This window comes from Methylomarinovum tepidoasis (assembly GCF_030294985.1).
In the GTDB taxonomy this organism is placed as follows: Bacteria; Pseudomonadota; Gammaproteobacteria; order Methylococcales; family Methylothermaceae; genus Methylohalobius; species Methylohalobius tepidoasis.
On the sequence record NZ_AP024718.1, the window covers coordinates 1,339,739 to 1,356,430 of the forward strand.

Below are 16,692 nucleotides of genomic sequence, written 5' to 3' on the forward strand. Positions count from 1 at the left end.
GGTGTCGCCCTTGAGGGGGGTGCCGAAGGGGGACAGGGGGGTGAGGGTGAGTTTGATGGTGTTCATGCAGCGACCCTCGCTAGAGTCAACCCAGCAATATAATGAAAATCACGCCGGTTTCGGGTAGCAAGCATCGCCTGATGAATCAACGCAGTGGCGGCGATCAATGCGTCCGCGATCAACAGGCCGTGACTCAATCGGTATTGCCGGATCAGGTCAACGGCCTTCGTGGAAACGGGTTCAGTAACGGGCAATCGATAAAATCGCCGCAGACAATGCTCGATGGCTTGCAAGTCCTGCTTGTTGCGTGCGCCGACCATCATTTCCATCCAGGTGATGTCGCTGACCATTACAAGATCGTTTTTCTCCCAGGCAGCCAATTGTTCAGCAACCGCCTCATTCCCGCGGGAAAATTCGATCAGCACATCGGTATCCAGCAGAATGCGGTCGTTCACGTTTCAGGTCCCCATTCCTTTTCGCGCAGTCGCCGGACGTATTCCACACTGTCCTTCATGTCTTCGCGCGCCTTCCAGAGACCAAAGAGCGCTTCATTGACCAAGGGGGTGGAAGGCGGTGGCCGGTGCGCCTGTTTTTTACTCAAAAATTCCACGAAGTCGGCCACCTCCTCTTGCTTGTCGGGAGGCAATTGAGCGATCAGTTCGATGATTTTCTCCAGTTCCCTCATGATTTGTTTCCTCACAGCTGGATGTCGTTCAAGCGGTCCTGGATCGGTTGGCCGTCCAGATGCAGATCCCTGAAGGCGATCTTGCCGTAACCGCGCGAGACCGACCCGCCCAGCCCCGAAAGCTCCACCAGCTTGAGGCCGCGCAGCACCGGCGGCAAAAGGTCCTCGCCGTCGATCACCTTGAGGGTGAGGCGGAAATTGAACCGGGCCCCGGCCGGCACCCGCTCGGTGTTGCGGGGATGTTCGGCCACGCCGCGGATACGGTCGATCATGTTCTCCATCTTGGTTTCGGTCAAAAGCAGGTTCTTTTCCTGCATCTCCTCGACCCAGGCCGGATCGAGCCCGCAGTCCCAGAACGACAGGCGGGTGGGGCCGATTTCGGTGACCAGCGCCTCCATGTCGCGGTCCATGCCGCCGCCGGTAGGTGCATAGCCGAACAGCTTGAGAATGGTCAGGCCGGCCTCGCGGTTGCCATCGAGCTGGTCGAGATGCTGGATTCCGAGCGGCTTGCCCCGGGCCACTGCCACCACCCCGGCGTGCCATTCCATCAGACTGCGCATCTTGCCCTTGAGGCTGGAGCCGGGAATGTAGGGCTGACCGGTGACCGGGTTCTTGATCACCGGGCTGTCGGTGCCGCCGATGTGCATCTCGGCGTTGCCGGAGCCGATGTGCAGGCCGGTGACCAATTCGATGGTGCCTTCGAGATTGGCGATTTTGTCGAGCTTCATCTATTTCCCGCGCAGGTTTCCCCCGCCGAAAGGCGAAGGAGGAAAGCGCGGCCTCCTTCAAGTTGTTAAACACGAAACAGGTGCCGGGCTTTTCACCCGGCCGGGCCTTGCGGCTCTGCCCTTACGGGCCTGGTAACGCACCCATTTCAGGGTGTCTCCCTTCGGGAATGTTGCAAGCCGGCCGTCTGTCCCGATCCATTTCGTGGGTACCCGGCCCTTGTCTGCAACCGGGACTTCCAGAGCCTGGGACTGAGGAAGCATCCCAGGGTGGGTCTTTTGGCCTTACCTGCAACGTAGCGGGTTGGTTACCGCTTTCCCTGTTCAACCCCGGGCTTGCAGGTTTCCCCGCAAGCCCCTCCCTTCAGGGAGGGGTGGTTGACGTCAGTCTCCTTTCTCCAGCTTGTAGAAGCCCAGGAAGGCTTCGAGAAACAGTTTGGCGATGCGCAGGTCGTCGGCGGTCCGGACGAAGTCGATGGTCTGGTCAAGCAGATCGACGAAGCGACCGTCCACCAGCTTGCGCCCCTGGGCGTAGGCGGCCTTGGCTTTGAGCATGCGGATAAAGGGCAGGTAATCTTCGAACTTGTCCCGGTTCTGGGTCGTCTTCTCCTCCCACATCACCAGCTCGTCATAGAAGCGGCGCAGCTGGGTGGACTTGTTCACTTCCTTTTTACAGTCAGCCACGGTTTCGGCGGCTTTATGGGCGGTCTTGTCAAACAGCTCCGGGTGGATTTTGCCGTCTTCGGTGCGGAATTGGACGGTGAATCCCAAGGTGCGGTCCTCCCTGCGGTGCGAGGATTTTCGTTGTTGATGGTTCATGGCATGGCTCCTCAGTGACGCTGCTGATACAGATGGATGAACAGGGGAATGACGAAGCGGCTGCCGAAGCGCTCGATGGGCTCTCCCAGGACTTTCCAAAGCTCGGCCATCCGGCGGCGGCGTTCCTGGTCACTCAACCCGCGCATCCGCTCCAGCATCCTGAAGGTGCGGTAGCTGAACCAGGATTTCCAGATGGCGTTCTCGGGCCGCTCGTGCACGTTTCCAGCCAGGTGAGCCAGTTCCTGGAGGCGGTACAGATAGGCGGTGCTGAGGTCGAGATCGCAGTGTTCGATCCCTTCCTTGACCTGCCACAGCTGTTCGAACTCGTCCCAGGAGACGCTCTGGTGGAACAGGGTGACGGCGTTCTTTCCCGGAAGGGCCTTGGCGTCTTCCAGGGCGTCTTCGGCCGTCTTTCCCAGTTGCCGCACCGGCTGGCCGGGTTTGGTCATGGACAGCCCGGCGGAAAAATGCAGCCCGGGATTTTTCGCCACGTAACGATGGAAGCGGTCGCGCATGTCGCGGGCCAGGCGGATGGTGCTGTACCACGGGCCGATGAGGAAAAAGTCGTCGCCGCCGGCGAATACGGTGTAGGTGTCTCGATAGTGTTCCCGGCAGTACCAGGGCAGCCATACGGCGAAAAAGGCGTTCATCTGCCGCGACAGGCTGGCCCATTTGGCAAAGCTCGGCTGTTCCAGGCCCTTCTGGAAGATCAGTCCCAGATTGTCCACGTCCCCCTTGAGCACCGTCAGCGCCTCGGTGCCGACCCAGCCGTCGCCTTCCGGGCGCAGGTCGTCGCGGGCCAGGTGCTCAAAGGTCTTGGGGGCCCTGGGGTCCCAGTCTCCAGGGAGCTCGATGTCCCGGTAGCGGTCACGGTCGTACTGGTTCAAATCGCCGAGCAGGGGGACATAGGCGTTGATGAAACGGCGGGCGTAACCGGAAAACAGCGGTGTCCGTTTGCCCTGCGGCAGGCTGAAATCCCAGGCCCGCCGCAGCGCCCCCTCCCTCACCAGGGGGCCGAACCTGCCGCTGGCCTCCTCGGGACCGGTGAAGCTGATGTGGTAACCGAACAAGTCGAGCCGCAGGGTATGGTGATCGATGGCGCGGGTCGTCACCAGCAGGCGGTCGTGGTGGGCCAGCCATTTGCCGGTATCGATCTGGTCGGCGGCCAGGGGGCTGATGTACCGGTTTTCGGCGCCTTCCAGCTTTTCGCTGGCCGGCGAGCGGCCGTCGATGGCGCAGACGCCCTTTTCGTTGTCGAAGGCATCAAGAAAACCCTTGAACACCGCTTCCGGCGCCTGCGGGGCGCACAGGTTCAGACGCTGGGACTTTTTGTCCTCCAGGCGATCGAACAGGCGCTTTAAGAGCCTTGCGAACGGGCGCTCCGTCTCGCCGCGGCGGTGGAGGAAATCGTTGCAGCAGGCCGCCTGCCAGGCGATGCCGATGCCGGAGGCGGCGTAGGTCCGCTCCAGGAACCAGCGGTCGAATTGCCGCTGGATGGCCGCCAGCCGCCGGCGCACCGCCTCGGTGTTGGGGGCGACGATGAGGAATTTGCCGGCGGCGTTTATCACCTGACTGGTGGGCGGCAGGCCCAATTCTTCGAGAATCCTTAAGGCGGCGCATTCGCACAGCAGGGAAACGTAGAAGGAACGCCCCCGCAGCAATTTGGCCGCCTGGCGCTGGGTTTCGCCGCCGCTGGTGAAGATGAAGTCCTGGATGCCGTAGAAATCGCCGAGCACCAGCAGGAACTTGTTCTCGTCCCAGTCGCTGCGGGTGCGCATCGCTTCCGCTGCGGCCTTCGGGTCGTCGCCGCGGTCGTCGTGCCAGCGCCACAGCGCCGTGGCCAGGGCCGAGGCGGTGCGGGAATGGTCGTAGAGGGACACCTCCGGGCGCACCTTGCCGGCGGTGGCGGCGGGAACGGCATGGGCGAAGGCGGCCCACAGGGAATCGAAATGGTCCAGCCACAGGGCCCAGTCGTCTCGGTGGCTGGCCGGAATCTCCTTCAGGGCCCGGCGGAAGCCGTCCCACAGGCGGCGGTATTCCGCCTGGGCGGCCTGGCGGTCGTTGCCTTCGCAGGCGTCCGCCGGCTGGGGGAACAGGGCCGCGACGCTCAGGGGCTCGAGGGGATAACGCCAGCGGAAATCGGCCCGGTTCCGAGGGGCCTCGCCGTCCAGGCGGATCTGCTCGAACAGGGTCAGAAGGCGGGCGGTGTAGTGGTCGCGGCCGGTGCTGGCGCCTTCCTCGGCCTGGTTGTAACGGTCGAATTCCTCCCGTTCGAAACCGGAGGCCACCCGGTCGGCGGTGGCGACGATCCATTGCAGGAAGGTTTGCGGTTTGTGATGCATCGCCGCGGCGTTGATGAGGGAATCGTCCACGTTCCTTTCCCCCCAGGCGGCGAAGGGAGAGACGTCGCGCCCTTTGAGCGGTGGCAGATCGTCCTCGATCAAATCCAGGGCGATGGCCGTATAGGCGGCGTGGACGTGGGACCAGCGCCCGTTCCAGCCCGGGCAGTACTGCTGCTTGTTGCGATCGGCTACCGAGTTTCCCTCGGCGTCTTTGGCCTCGGCCTCCCCGATCCGCGCCCGCTCGGCCAGTTTGCCCAGGTCGTGGACGTAGGCGGCAAAGGCCACCCGGCAGCTTGGTTCCAGCTTGGTTTTCATGGCGCCAGTCCTTCGCCCCCATGCCTGGGGCTGACGGCGTTGAGAAACATCATTGCCTTGCTTTGAAACATGGTCTAGTATCCCCTCGGTTGGTCAATTAGGAGGTCATTGTCAATGAAAATCGTCAACGTGCACGAGGCCAAGGCGCATCTGTCCGAATATCTTGCCGCCGTGGAGCGGGGCGAGGAAATCGTCATCGCCCGGCGCAACAGGCCGGTGGCGCGGTTGGTGGCGGTGGCGCCCGAGCAGCCGAAGAAGTGCCGTCCCTTTGGTCTGGCCAGAGGCATGGGCCATGTGCCCGAGGATTTCAATGACCCGCTGGACGACGAAGACCTGGCCCTGTTCACCGGTGAAAAGATGCTGCCCGGCGACCCGCTCAATCCTGCCTGGAAGCCGGAGAAACCGTGAATTTGTTGCTCGATACCTGCACCTTTCTCTGGATGATCTGGGACGAACCCAAGATTCGTCCCGCGATACGCAAGCTGCTTATCGACCCAGACAATACGCTGTTTCTCAGCACTATTTCGTTGTGGGAGGCCACTGCGAAATATGCCGCAGGGCGGCTGGAAATTCGGGCGCCGGGTCCAGCCTGGCGTCACTTGGTTGAACAACGTGATGCCCATGACATCAGGCCTCTGTTGCTTGATGAAACCAGCGTGGCGCACGTGGAAACCCTGCCATTCGTACACAAAGATCCCTTCGACCGCCTGCTCATCTGTCAGGCCATCGAACATGGCCTGGCCATCGTCACGCCGGACGATCACATCCGCCGCTATCCGATCAAAACCGTCTGGGAGTAACCCGGACATCGCCACCTGCCCCGCTCGAAACGGTTGCAACCTTACGCCGTTCCTTGGATTTTGCGAATCTCATATTCCTCCAGCCTGGCCCCATATTTGTCCAGCTCCTCGGCGCTCAGCTCCCGCCCCCGGGCCTCGGGGGGAATCTCCAATGACAAGTGTAGATACCTCGCCCCGCGGCGGCACACTTGGGCGGCCAGATGGACCGGCAGGGTGCCGATGACGGTGTCGCCCGGCTGGATCTCTTCCACATCCAGATGATCCACCTGGCGGTCGATCCGAAGCCCCTGCCGCCGGGCCCATTCCACCGCCCCCGGATGGCGGGAGACGAAAAAGGTGGTGCGGCAGTTTGGCTGGGTTTCGCGCATGACCGGCTTTCCTTGGATGATGGTGATGGAGTCAATGGTGGCCTGCCGGCGGCGGCCTGTCAGCGGTGGCAGGCTTGCCGTCCAGGGTCTGGTAACAGATGGCCTCAGGCGGCAGCCTGAGGCGGTAACGGCGGGGGCGGGCGCCGCCGTCGTGGATGAGATAGGGCCCGGCCGCCGGTCCCAGGGCCTTTCTCAAGGCCCGGTGCAGCTTGGCCTTGCGCTGGGAAAAGTAGTCCCCGTCCATGCCGTTTGCCAGCGCCCTTTCGGTGCTTTCCCGGTCTTCCAGCTCGCCCCCGCGGATCAGCCGGTATTCCGCCAGGAAAAGCCGGCCCCATTCGGGATCGGGCACGCCCTTGGGCGGCGCCTGCAGCGGGGATTCTTCGGCCAGGGCGCGGCGGGCGAAAACGCTCAGCAATGCCAGGTCCGCCGGGCGCAGAGGAACGATCCGGCCGGCAGCCTGAATGCGTTGGCCGGCCAGGTCGATGACCAGCCGGGGCGGCGCCAGCGCCCTGCGGGCGGCCGTCACCGCCTCGCAAAAGCGGACTTCCCCGTGCAGCAGCCGCTCATCGAAGCCGTGGCGCAGGCTGACGAAGGGAATCTCCGCCAGGGTCACCTCGGCCTGCTTGCAGTCCAGGGGGATCTGCCGCTTGTCGAGGGAATGGACGATGCGCTGGCAGGGGGTGGGATAGAAGAACTGGGGGTGGGACTCGAACGGCGGCGACACCAGCACGTGGCTGAGCCGGTCCTGGGGACGGCCGAACAGGGATAGGGCGTAACCGGCGTAATAGCCCAGGGTCTTGCGGCCGCCGGCGATGGAGACGTGGAGGGCGGCATCGGGATCGGCGCTCAGTTCCCTGACCGTGTTGGCGAGAAAATCGGCGGCGCTTTCGTTGTCGGCGGGGGTGCGGATGTCCTCCAGGGGCCGGCCGTCGGGGCCGGGAATGACGCGGATCCGGCCGCCGTCGAAGGCGATGTCCGGCAGGTCGTAGTCCCGCCGCAGGCGGTGGAACCAGCCGGGCTCCTCGGAGAGCAGGTCGAGGCGGACGTACTCGGCCCCGGCGCTGGTGGTGACGACCACGATTTCCGTGGGCACGAAGGCAGGCCGGCGGCGGACCGCCAGGGCATACAGGGTCTCGGTGACCACCTGGGGGGACAGGCCCGTGACCGCCAGCAGAATGCGGCGGGGATAGGTTTCGGGACGGTTCGGGTCGGGCAAGGCGGGCCTCCGGCTGAAATCGCTTCGCCGGCTAGCGTAAAGGATGCGGGGCCGGTCTGACAACGCCGGCAAGCCTGCCGCTTCTGACAAATGGCGCCCGCTTTTCCAAAATGCCCTCCGTTCTCACTGCAACGGGGGCGTTATGTTGCGCGTTTCGATCGTCTGTCTGGCCAATTCCTACAAGCACCAAGGTTCCTGCATCGCCGGGAAAATCTGGGACGGAAGCCGGCCCGGCCAGTGGGTCCGTCCGGTCGCTGACGCCGGCGGCGGGGCGCTGCCACGGCGGGCGCTTCAGCCCGGCGCCGTCGTCGAAATGCCTTTGGCCGGCCGGGTTCCTCTTGGGCATCAACGGGAAAATTACCTGCTCGGAGAAGGCCATTGGCGTATGTTAGGCCACCTGCCCTGGTCCGGGTTGACGGATTTTCTCGATCCTCCGGCGCCTTTGTGGCAGTCCGGCCATCACAGCAGCTGTGGCCTGAATGACCGGGTGCCTGCCGGAACCGCCTCCGAGTCCCTGCGTCTGATCGCCGTGGACCGGCTGGATCTGACCGTCACCGACGAAGGCAAACTGCGCGGCCAATTCCGCTACCAGGGCATGGACTACGATCTTTGCGTCACGGACCGCCGCTGGCGGTGCTGCCATGTCCGCTATCTGTGCGGGCGGCCTTTGCAGAACGTAATCCTCTGCATCAGTTTGGGGGAGGACTTCAAGGGTTATTGTTATAAACTCATCGCTGCCATCCTATGGGAACGACGTTACCGATGATTTACACGATCGGCCACTCCAGCCACGAACCGGACGCCCTGTTGACGTTGTTGCGCCGCCATGGCGTCACTGCGGTCGCCGATGTGCGCTCCCAGCCCTACAGCCGGCGCTTCCCCCATTACAGCCGGAAGGCGTTGAAGGGCTGGCTGCAGGAACAGGGCATCGCCTACGTCTTTCTGGGCAGGGAACTGGGCGGCCGTAGCGCTGATCCGGACCATTACGACGAAACCGGCCGGGTGGATTACGGGAAACTCGCCGCCAGTGAGCCTTTCCGTAGCGGCATCGACCGCCTGCGCCAGGGGATGGCGGCCTACCGGATCGCCCTGCTGTGCGCCGAACGCGACCCGCTGGACTGCCACCGCGGCCTGCTGATCGCCCCCCGGCTGCAGGAGGCGGGCGTCGAGGTGGGGCACATTCTGGCCGACGGCGGGCTGGAACCGCATCGGCAGACGGAAGAGCGGCTGCTGTCCCTTTTGGGTCTGGCCGACGATCTGTTCGGGGAGCCGCGCGCGCAGCGGCTCATGCTCGCCTACCGCCGCCGGGCGGAGGAAGCCGCCTACCGGAAACCCACAGGAGGCCGCCCGTGAAAGTGTTCACCATCGGTTTCACCCAAAAAAGCGCCGAGGCATTCTTCGGCCGGTTGCAGCAGGCCGGCGTCAAGCGCCTGCTCGACATCCGCCTCAATCCCGGCTCCCAGCTGGCCGGTTTCGCCAAGCAGCGCGATCTGCCGTTCTTTCTCCGCGCCCTGGCCGGCATCGACTACCGCCATCTGCCGGAGCTGGCCCCGACCCGCGCCATTCTGGACGCCTACAAGAAGCACGGCGGCGCTTGGGCCGAGTATGAGCGCCGCTTTCTGGCCCTGCTGCGGGAGCGGCAGGTGGAGTCGCGTTTCGCCCCGGCGCTGTTCGAATCGGCCTGCCTGCTCTGCAGCGAGCCCACCCCGCAGCACTGCCACCGGCGGCTGGTGGCGGAATACCTGCAACGGCACTGGTCCGGCCTGGAAATCGTTCACCTTTGACCGTTCCACCTTTTCTGGAGAGGCAGCAAGCGCATGTGGTCCGTTTTCGCCGATTTCGTCGTGACCTGGCTCGATCCTGTCGGCGTGGTGCTGGGGCTGATCGCCACCCTGCCGGTGTTCTGGACCTGGTACGAGGTCGTCTTCGGCGAACGCCGCCGCCGGAAGCGCTGGTTCGACGAGGTGCGCCGTCAGCCGGGCCGGCGCCCGGCGATCCTGGTGCTGGATCTGCTGCCGGGAAAGGAGATCCGCACCCAGGTGGAGCACTTTCGCGCCCACAGCGACGCCCTCAAGGACATCCCCGAAGAGCGGGTCTTCGTCATCAGCCGCGAAAAGGCGCTGACGCCGGCGGAGGTTCCCGCCCTGCAGGACGAAATACGCTGCACCGCCAGGCGCATCCTGGCCAGCGGGGCCGACCGGGTCCACTATTTCCACGCCGGTCCCGCCTTCGCCGCCGCCCTGGTGGGAGCGGAATTCGCCAACGCCGCGCCGTTGTTGCTCTATCATTACCAGGGCGGCGCCTACCGAAACTTCGGTCCCCTGAGGATGATGCCGTGAAAATCCACCGCCGTCTGCATCTGGCCGCCTACGACGTCAGCGACGCCAAACGCCTGCGCGCCGCGCTCCATATCACCCGCCGTTACGCCACCGGGGGCCAGAAGTCGGTGCACGAATGCTGGGTGACGGCGGCGGAGAAAGGCCATCTGATCGCCGATCTGAGCCAGGTGCTCGACGAGGCCCGCGACCGTCTTCTGATCCTGCGGCTGGATCCCCGCCAGACGGTGACCGCCCTGGGCCGGGCCGTGCCGCCCGCCGATCCCGAGTGGTTCTACATCGGCTGACGACGGAGGCCGCCATGCAATCGCCCCGCATCCCGCTGGTCCGGTACCGCTTCCACTGCCGCGCCCTCGACCCGATCCGCCTGCCGCACTATGCCGGTTCCACCTGGCGCGGAGCCTTCGGCCACGCCCTCAAGCGCACCGTCTGCGTCACCCGGATGCGCGACTGCCGTCAATGCCTGCTGTGGCGCCAGTGCGCCTACAGCGACATCTTCGAGACCCCGCCGCCGGAAGACACCCCGCTGCTGGCCGATTATCCCGCCGCCCCGCATCCCTTCATCATCCACCCGGAGGCGACCGGTGGCGGCAGTTACGCGCCGGGCCAGCCGTTCCAGGTGGACCTGACCCTGATCGGCCGCGCCAACGCCCAGTTGCCCTATATCGTCCATGCCTGGCGGGTGATGGGGCGGCAGGGCGTGGGAAAGACGCGCAGCCGCTTCAAACTGGAAGCGGTGGCGCAGGCCGATGATGCCGGCTGGCGGGCGATCCACCGCGAGGGAGAACCGCTCACCCCCCGGCCGCCCGCCGTCCCCGTCCTGCCGCCGCCACCGGCGGAGCGCTGCCGGATGGTGCTGGAAACCCCGCTGCGCATCAAACACCAGGGCCGGCTGATGGGCGCCGCCGGCTTCTCCTTCCGCGGCCTGATCGCCAGCCTGTTGCGGCGGCTGTCGCTGTTGCAGCATTTCCACGGCGACGGGCCGCTCGAGGCCGACTTCCGCGCCCTGGTGGCGCGGGCCGGCGCGGTCCGCCCCCTCGAATGCGATCTGCGCTGGTACGACTGGACCCGCTATTCCGCCCGCCAGCGCACCAGGATGCAGATGGGCGGGCTGCTGGGGTGGATCGATTTCCGCGCCGAAGATCTGGAACCTTTCTGGCCCTGGCTCGCCGCCGGCCAATGGCTCCACGCCGGCAAAGGGGCCAGCATGGGGCTGGGGCGCTACCGCCTGGACGGCAAGCCTGCCGCCTGAGTTTTTTCCGCCCGCCTGGGGTAGATTTCCTCCATCGCCGAGCCGATGGAGGGCTTTCATGGCCACCGTGTACGTGGATCACAGCGGCACCCGCATCCGCCTGCAAAGCGGCAGTCTGGTGCTGGAATCCCCCGCCGGCCGCCGCACCGTACCGGCCCGCCTGCTGCGCCGCCTGGTCATCACCGCCAAAAGCGAGCTCGACAGCGGCACCCTGAACCGGCTGGCGGAAGCCGGCATCGCCGTGGTCCTGCTCGATCCCCACCGCTGCCGCCGCCGCGCCCTGGTGCTGGGCGGTCACCAGCCCGACGCCGGGCTGCGCCTGGCGCAGTACCGCGCCGCTCAGGACACCGCCTTCCGGCTCGAAATCGCCCGCGCCCTGGTGCGGGCCAAACTGCAGCGCCAGCTGCGCTGGCTGGCCTCGTCGTCCTGCCCCTCCTGCGATGCCGCCCGCCGGCGCTTGCAAGGGATCCTGACGCGCCTGGACGGGATGGCCGACCCGGCCGGCCTGCGCGGTCTGGAAGGCAGCGCGGGACGGGCGTTCTTCGCCGCCTACCGGCGCCTGTTTCCGGACCACCTGGGCTTCGACGGCCGGCGCCGCCGCCCGCCGCCCGATCCGGTCAACGCCTGCCTGTCCCTGGGGTATGCCTTGCTGCACAGCCGCGCCGTCCAGGCCGCATGGAGCGCCGGCCTGGACCCGATGATCGGCTTCTACCACGAACCGGCCTGGGGGCGCGAATCCCTCGCCTGCGACCTGATCGAACCCTGGCGCCCCTGCATCGAACGGTGGGTGGCCGGGTGGTTCGGGCAGCGCTGGCTGGAAGCTGGTCATTTCTCCCGCCAGGGGGACAGCGTCCGCCTCGGCAAGGCCGGCCGCCAGCGCTTCTTCGGCGCTTTCGAAAAAGGCATGCCGCCGGTCGAGCGCAGCCTGCGCCGTCAAATCCGCCACCTGATCCAGCGTCTGGAGAGGCTGTGATGCTGCAACCCGTCTATCTCAACAGTCCCGGCGTCGTCCGGGTCACCCTCGAAGGCCCGGCCCTGCGCATTCACAGCCGCCACGAAGCGGACCGCTTCCTGCCGCTCGCCCGCCTGGCGCGCATCGTCAGCCGCGGCCGGATTCAATGGAGCACCGCCGCCCTGCTGCAATGCCTCCAGACCGGCGTGCCCGTCACCTTCCTCGACTCGGAGGGGCGGGCCGTCGGCCTCTGCATCAGCGCCTGGCCCCACTACAGCCCTCTGAACGAATTGCTCGAAGGGGTCGTCGCCAGCCCCGAAGGCCCGGCGCGGCTGGTGGACTGGTTCCGCAGCCAGAGCCGCTGCCGCCTGCTGAAGCTGCTGCGTCGCCACCGGCTCGATCCCCCGGACCTGCGCATCCGCACCGTGCGCCGGTATCTGCGTCAAGGGTGGCGGCAGCGCCACGACACCCCCGAACCGGTCACGCCGCTCAAGCCGCTGTTGCTGGCCCAGCTGGTCGAGGTGCTCACCAGCTACCGTATCGACCCGTCCCTGCTGGAAGCCGGCCCCGGTTGGGCCGGGCTGGCCGCCTATCTGGGCGGCGTTCTGGAATGGGAATTGTGGCGCCTGGCCCTGAACGGGCGGCTGGCGGACGCCGACACGCCCCGTCGCCGGGTGGCCGCCTATCAGCGCCACGCCGACCTCCTCGACACCCGAATGCGTCAACTCGTCGGCCAGCTGTGGCGCTGGCTGGAACAGGAGGGCCCGATTTCATGAGCCTGCACGCCAAGCACCCCCATCTGGTTTGCTACGATATCGCCGATCCCCGCCGCCTGCAGCGGGTCCACCGCTATCTGAAGAAATTGGGGCTGCCGTTGCAGTATTCGGTGTTCCTGCTTTTCCTCGACGCCCCGGGACGCCAGCGGCTCGCCGCCGCCCTGCTGGAAATGATCGATCCCCGCCACGACGACGTGCGCATCTATCCGCTGCCCCGCCGTCCCGATTGGCAATGGTGGGGCAAGCCTCTGTGGCCGGACGGCATCCTGCTGCCCGGCCTGGACTTGCCAACACCGCTGAATGGGGCTAAATTTGACCAATGAGCGAGGGAGTGTCCTCATTACCAGTAGTTATCGGCATATAACCATTGCTCGACCCAAATGAGAATGATTCTCTCGAACTGGCTCTGTAACGATTTGATTTCATTGAGGAAAAAAGGAGGGTGCAGTCTAGAAAGCGACCTGTTTGAAAAGGGATTAAGACTTCAGTTCTTCGGCAAACGTTATCAGCTCATTCGTCTAGAAAGCGACCTGTTTGAAAAGGGATTAAGACCCAGCACCAGCAAGTTCCTCAAGCGCCCCCGGGTGTCTAGAAAGCGACCTGTTTGAAAAGGGATTAAGACTCAAACCCGAAAAAGGTTCCGATGCGGCGACCATAGTCTAGAAAGCGACCTGTTTGAAAAGGGATTAAGACGACACGGTGGTGTCACTTTTCACGCAGCCAATGCGCTATCGCCAGGCTGATCGTGTGCCTCATCGTCCTGCGCCGGGTTGACCGAATAGCGCCGCGCAAGCCCCTGCCGGAAGGCTAGGGATAAGCGGCGCCCTGTAGCTGGTTGTATACTATCGCCATGTCCAAGCGCAGCCCATCGCCCTCGTTCGTTCTGGAACTGCCCTTCGGGTCGATAGGGCGGCAGAGCGTGTTTTGATGGCCCGCTTCGAGGCGGCAAGGCAGCTGTACAACGCCTGCCTGGGGGAGGCCCTGCGGCGGTTGGACCGGATGCGGTCCTCCAGGGATTGGCAGGCGGCCCAGCAGATACCCAGGGAGCAGAAGCAGGCAAGGCGGGCGGCGTTCGACGGGCTGCAACAGCGTTTCGGTTTCAGCGCCCATGCCATCGAGGCGTATGGCACGGCCTGCAAGAATGCCTGCTGGATTGGCGATCATCTCGACGCTCACGTCACCCAGAAGACAGCCCTCCGGGCCTTCAACGCGGTGGAGCAGTACCGCTTAGGCAAGCGGGGCCGGCCCCGGTTCAAGGGCCGGATCAAGGCGCTGCAATCGGTCGAAGGCAAGAGCAACGCGGCAGGCATCCGCTGGCGCGGCGACCGGGTGGAATGGAAGGGAGTGGTGCTGCGCCCCCTGTTCGACCGTAAGGACAAGCATGGTGTGCAAACCTTCGCCCTGCAATGCCGGGTCAAGTACGTCCGGCTGGTGTGGCGCCAGCTTCGGGGGCGGCGGCGCTGGTACGTCCAGCTGGTGCTGGAAGGCCGGCCCAAGTGGAAGGACAAGCACCCCATCGGCGAAGGCGACGTGGGCCTGGACATCGGCCCCTCCACCATCGCCGCGGTGGGGGAAGAAGAAGCCCTGCTGGAACCCTTCTGCCCCTCGGTCGAATATCTGGGCAGGAAGATCCGGCGGATTCAACGGGCCATGGACCGCTCCCGGCGGGCCACCAACCCCGACAACTACCACCCGGATGGGACGGTCAAGAAAGGCCCCCAGCGCTGGGTCCATTCCCACGGCTATCTGAGGCTCCAGGCCGAGCTTCGGGAATTGCAGCGCCGTATGGCAGAAGCCCGCAAGACCGAACACGGCCGGCTGGCCAATAGGCTCATGGCTATGGGACGGGTCTTCAAGACCGAAGCCGTCTCCATCCGGGCCTGGCAAAAGCGCTTCGGGCGCAGTATCCGCGACCGGGCGCCGTCCCTGTTTCTGAACCGGCTGAACCGCAAGGCTGAAAGCGCCGGCGGGAGGCTGGAAACCTTTCCGACCCGCACCACCCGGTTGAGCCAGGTGTGCCACCACTGCGGGTCGGTCGAGAAAAAGCCCCTCTCCCAACGCATCCACGCCTGCGGGTGTGGTGTTGTCATGCAACGCGACCTCTACAGCGCGTTTCTGGCCCGCTGCGTTGAAGGAGAGGCCCTCCACGTGGGGCTGGCGCGCGAGCGCTGGCCGGGTGCGGAACCGCTCCTTCGGGCGGCGTGGAGGCGAGCAACCTGCGATGGCAAGGGCAAGGTTCCTGCCACCTTCGGGGCTTTTCGGAGGCAGAGCGGGTCGTCCGGAGAAGGCGGGACAGCCAAACCCAAGGCTTTCATGCCCGGAAGGGATGGAAGAGAGGCGGCGGCGGTTTCCGCCAGAACCCCCTGCCTTTAGGCGTGGGGAGGTTCAGGCAGAACATCTATTCCCACCCCAACCGCTCGGCTAGGCCGGAGGCGCGCTCGACCTGCCTTTTTAATCCTGTCTCCAGCGCGTTTTTCGGCCCGGCCAGGATGCAGCGTTTTCGGGCCCGGGTGATTCCCGTGTAGATCAGTTCCCGGGTCAGCACCGGCGTTTCCGGCGGCGGCAGGAGCAGCAGCACCGCATCGAACTCCGAGCCCTGGGCGCGGTGGACGGTCATGGCCCAGGCCTTTTGCCAGTGGGGGAGCTGGCGCAGAGGAATGCGGCGGATTTCATCGCCGCTGGGGAAGCAGGCGCGGAGATGGCCTTCCTCTTGCCAGAGAATGCCGATGTCGCCGTTGAACAGTCCGGTTTCGTAATCGTTGCGGGTGATGAGGATCGGCAAGCCGTGATAGGGGCGGGCGGGATCGGCGATCTTCCCCCACCGGGAGAGGCCGGTCTCGAACCGGGTCGTCAGTCCCTCCTCCCCCCAGGGACCTGCGTGCACGGCGGTCAGGACCCGGGATTTGGCCAGCGCCGCCAGGGCTTCTCCCACCGTGGACGCCTCGAGCACCGGGCGGTAATGGCGGTCCATCCATTTGAGCACGTGCCGGTCCGGCGCTTCATCGGCCTGCGGCCAGAAATCCACCTCTTTCTCCTCTTTCAGGCAGGCTTTCGCGGCGGCGGTTTTGCCTTCCCGCACCGCCTGCGCCAGGCGCCCGATTCCCTGGTCGCTGGAAAAGCGGTGGCTGCGGCGCAGCTCCACGATGGCGTCGTGAATGCCCCCGAACAGCTCGGGATCGTCGCCCGGATCGGCCTCCAGCCGTTCGAGCCAGGCGGCCATCTCCTGGCTGTAGGCCAGACGCCGGCCCCGGCCGGTGATGTCTCCCAGCACGCTGCCGGCTTCCACCGAGGCCAGCTGATGACGGTCGCCCAGCAGGATCAGCCGGGATTGCGGCGGCAGCGCGGCCATCAGGCGGGCCATCAGCTCCTGGTCCACCATCGAGGCCTCATCGACGATCAGGGCGTCGAGGGGGAGGGGATGGTCCGGCCCGTGGGGATCGGCGCGGCCGATGCCCAGCAGCCGGTGCAGGGTGGCCGCCCGCTCCGGAATCCCGGCCCCGAATCCCGGCGGCAGGCCCGCCCTGCCGGCCGCCAGCGACTCGGCCAGGCGGCCGGCGGCCTTGCCCGTGGGGGCCGCCAGTCCCAGGCGCAGCCCCGGGCGCAGATGTTGCCACAGGGCGATCAGGCGCAGCACCGTGGTGGTCTTGCCGGTGCCGGGACCGCCGGTGATGACCGCAAAACGGCGGGCGCAGGCCACGGCCACGGCGGTCTTCTGCTCGCCGCTTTCGGGAAACAGCTTTTTGAGGGTGGGACGGATCTTGTCAGTCTCGGCCAGAGAATCGAATTCCAGCCGTGCGAGAATGCCCTCGGCGATGGTTTTCTCCGCCTCGTGGTGGCGGGCCAGATACAGGCGGTGGCCGTCGAGGACCAGGGGTTTTCCCGGCCCGATGTGGGGATGGGCCAGCAGTTGCTCACGCCAGGCATTTATATCCGGACAAAGGGGGCCGTCCTCCCCCAAAGGACGCCCGGCCCAGGCGTTGAGATCCAGACAGGTTTCCCCGGCCTGACAGCGTTCCACCAGCCAGGCCACGGTGCGTTCCACCAGGCCTTCGGCCCCGAGGAAACGGGGAAAATGGCGGGCCAGGGGAGAAAGATCGGTCATGCCG

General features: G+C 65.6%; 20 protein-coding genes. 12 read left to right on the top strand and 8 right to left on the bottom strand.

Translation table 11 applies throughout. The annotated features are described in order from the left end of the window. Window positions 1-62: 62 nt before the first annotated feature. The 5 genes from MIN45_RS06810 to cas10 form a co-directional block, all read right to left on the bottom strand. Complete coding sequence (locus MIN45_RS06810) at window positions 63-455, bottom strand: type II toxin-antitoxin system VapC family toxin (protein ID WP_286291160.1); 393 nt, start codon at window positions 453-455, stop codon at window positions 63-65. Then, on the bottom strand, window positions 452-685 hold the full coding sequence (locus MIN45_RS06815) for a DUF2281 domain-containing protein (RefSeq protein ID WP_286291162.1): 234 nt from the start codon (window positions 683-685) through the stop codon (window positions 452-454). Before MIN45_RS06815 ends, MIN45_RS06810 begins: the two co-directional genes overlap by 4 nt. Before the next feature lie 11 nt (window positions 686-696). Then, a complete protein-coding gene (gene csm3 / locus MIN45_RS06820; protein WP_286291163.1) occupies window positions 697-1,413 on the bottom strand; it encodes a type III-A CRISPR-associated RAMP protein Csm3 in 717 nt (238 codons plus the stop codon). 381 nt (window positions 1,414-1,794) lie between these two features. Then, window positions 1,795-2,229 (bottom strand): type III-A CRISPR-associated protein Csm2, encoded by a 435-nt coding sequence (gene csm2 / locus MIN45_RS06825; protein ID WP_286291164.1) that lies wholly within the window; start codon window positions 2,227-2,229, stop codon window positions 1,795-1,797. Between the two features lie 11 nt (window positions 2,230-2,240). After that, window positions 2,241-4,886: a type III-A CRISPR-associated protein Cas10/Csm1 gene (cas10, locus tag MIN45_RS06830; protein WP_286291165.1), complete on the bottom strand. Its 2,646-nt coding sequence runs from the start codon at window positions 4,884-4,886 to the stop codon at window positions 2,241-2,243. Window positions 4,887-5,000: 114 nt separating this feature from the next. Between cas10 and MIN45_RS06835 the strand changes: the two genes are divergently transcribed. Further along, the gene (locus tag MIN45_RS06835) at window positions 5,001-5,294 is read left to right on the top strand and encodes a type II toxin-antitoxin system Phd/YefM family antitoxin (RefSeq protein ID WP_286291166.1); all 294 of its coding nucleotides are present in this window, start codon (window positions 5,001-5,003) and stop codon (window positions 5,292-5,294) included. Continuing rightward, complete coding sequence (locus tag MIN45_RS06840) at window positions 5,291-5,686, top strand: type II toxin-antitoxin system VapC family toxin (RefSeq protein ID WP_286291167.1); 396 nt, start codon at window positions 5,291-5,293, stop codon at window positions 5,684-5,686. Before MIN45_RS06835 ends, MIN45_RS06840 begins: the two co-directional genes overlap by 4 nt. 41 nt (window positions 5,687-5,727) lie before the next feature. Here the strand turns inward: MIN45_RS06840 and csx16 are convergent, their stop codons facing one another. Then, window positions 5,728-6,054 (bottom strand): CRISPR-associated protein Csx16, encoded by a 327-nt coding sequence (csx16, locus tag MIN45_RS06845; RefSeq protein ID WP_286291168.1) that lies wholly within the window; start codon window positions 6,052-6,054, stop codon window positions 5,728-5,730. Window positions 6,055-6,085: 31 nt separating this feature from the next. Beyond that, complete coding sequence (csm6, locus tag MIN45_RS06850) at window positions 6,086-7,270, bottom strand: CRISPR-associated ring nuclease Csm6 (protein WP_286291169.1); 1,185 nt, start codon at window positions 7,268-7,270, stop codon at window positions 6,086-6,088. Between the two features lie 142 nt (window positions 7,271-7,412). Between csm6 and MIN45_RS06855 the strand changes: the two genes are divergently transcribed. The 10 genes from MIN45_RS06855 to MIN45_RS06900 all read left to right on the top strand — a co-directional run bounded on the left by MIN45_RS06855 (window position 7,413) and on the right by MIN45_RS06900 (window position 14,959). Next, window positions 7,413-8,036 carry a dual OB domain-containing protein gene (locus MIN45_RS06855; protein ID WP_286291170.1) on the top strand — a complete coding sequence of 208 codons (624 nt, stop codon included), beginning with the start codon at window positions 7,413-7,415 and terminating at the stop codon, window positions 8,034-8,036. Beyond that, a complete protein-coding gene (locus MIN45_RS06860; protein ID WP_286291171.1) occupies window positions 8,033-8,623 on the top strand; it encodes a DUF488 domain-containing protein in 591 nt (196 codons plus the stop codon). The genes MIN45_RS06855 and MIN45_RS06860 overlap by 4 nt, the downstream gene beginning before the upstream one ends. After that, window positions 8,620-9,054 (top strand): DUF488 domain-containing protein, encoded by a 435-nt coding sequence (locus MIN45_RS06865; protein WP_286291172.1) that lies wholly within the window; start codon window positions 8,620-8,622, stop codon window positions 9,052-9,054. The genes MIN45_RS06860 and MIN45_RS06865 overlap by 4 nt, the downstream gene beginning before the upstream one ends. Window positions 9,055-9,087: 33 nt before the next feature. Beyond that, complete coding sequence (locus MIN45_RS06870; RefSeq protein ID WP_286291173.1) at window positions 9,088-9,609, top strand: hypothetical protein; 522 nt, start codon at window positions 9,088-9,090, stop codon at window positions 9,607-9,609. Continuing rightward, complete coding sequence (cas2, locus tag MIN45_RS06875; protein ID WP_286291174.1) at window positions 9,606-9,893, top strand: CRISPR-associated endonuclease Cas2; 288 nt, start codon at window positions 9,606-9,608, stop codon at window positions 9,891-9,893. The genes MIN45_RS06870 and cas2 (MIN45_RS06875) overlap by 4 nt, the downstream gene beginning before the upstream one ends. Window positions 9,894-9,907: 14 nt before the next feature. After that, entirely contained in the window at window positions 9,908-10,858 is a 951-nt protein-coding gene (gene cas6, locus MIN45_RS06880; RefSeq protein WP_286291175.1) for a CRISPR system precrRNA processing endoribonuclease RAMP protein Cas6, read from the top strand. A 58-nt stretch (window positions 10,859-10,916) separates the two neighbouring features. Then, window positions 10,917-11,831, top strand: a complete 915-nt coding sequence (cas1, locus tag MIN45_RS06885; RefSeq protein ID WP_286291176.1) for a CRISPR-associated endonuclease Cas1 — start codon at window positions 10,917-10,919, stop codon at window positions 11,829-11,831. Next, the gene (locus MIN45_RS06890) at window positions 11,831-12,586 is read left to right on the top strand and encodes a CRISPR-associated endonuclease Cas1 (RefSeq protein ID WP_286291177.1); all 756 of its coding nucleotides are present in this window, start codon (window positions 11,831-11,833) and stop codon (window positions 12,584-12,586) included. The genes cas1 and MIN45_RS06890 overlap by 1 nt, the downstream gene beginning before the upstream one ends. Next, the gene (gene cas2 / locus MIN45_RS06895) at window positions 12,583-12,909 is read left to right on the top strand and encodes a CRISPR-associated endonuclease Cas2 (RefSeq protein ID WP_286291179.1); all 327 of its coding nucleotides are present in this window, start codon (window positions 12,583-12,585) and stop codon (window positions 12,907-12,909) included. The genes MIN45_RS06890 and cas2 (MIN45_RS06895) overlap by 4 nt, the downstream gene beginning before the upstream one ends. Window positions 12,910-13,513: 604 nt before the next feature. Beyond that, window positions 13,514-14,959, top strand: a complete 1,446-nt coding sequence (locus MIN45_RS06900; protein ID WP_286291180.1) for a zinc ribbon domain-containing protein — start codon at window positions 13,514-13,516, stop codon at window positions 14,957-14,959. A 25-nt stretch (window positions 14,960-14,984) separates the two neighbouring features. Here the strand turns inward: MIN45_RS06900 and recD are convergent, their stop codons facing one another. Beyond that, a complete protein-coding gene (recD, locus tag MIN45_RS06905) occupies window positions 14,985-16,688 on the bottom strand; it encodes an exodeoxyribonuclease V subunit alpha (protein WP_286291182.1) in 1,704 nt (567 codons plus the stop codon). Window positions 16,689-16,692 lie beyond the last annotated feature (4 nt).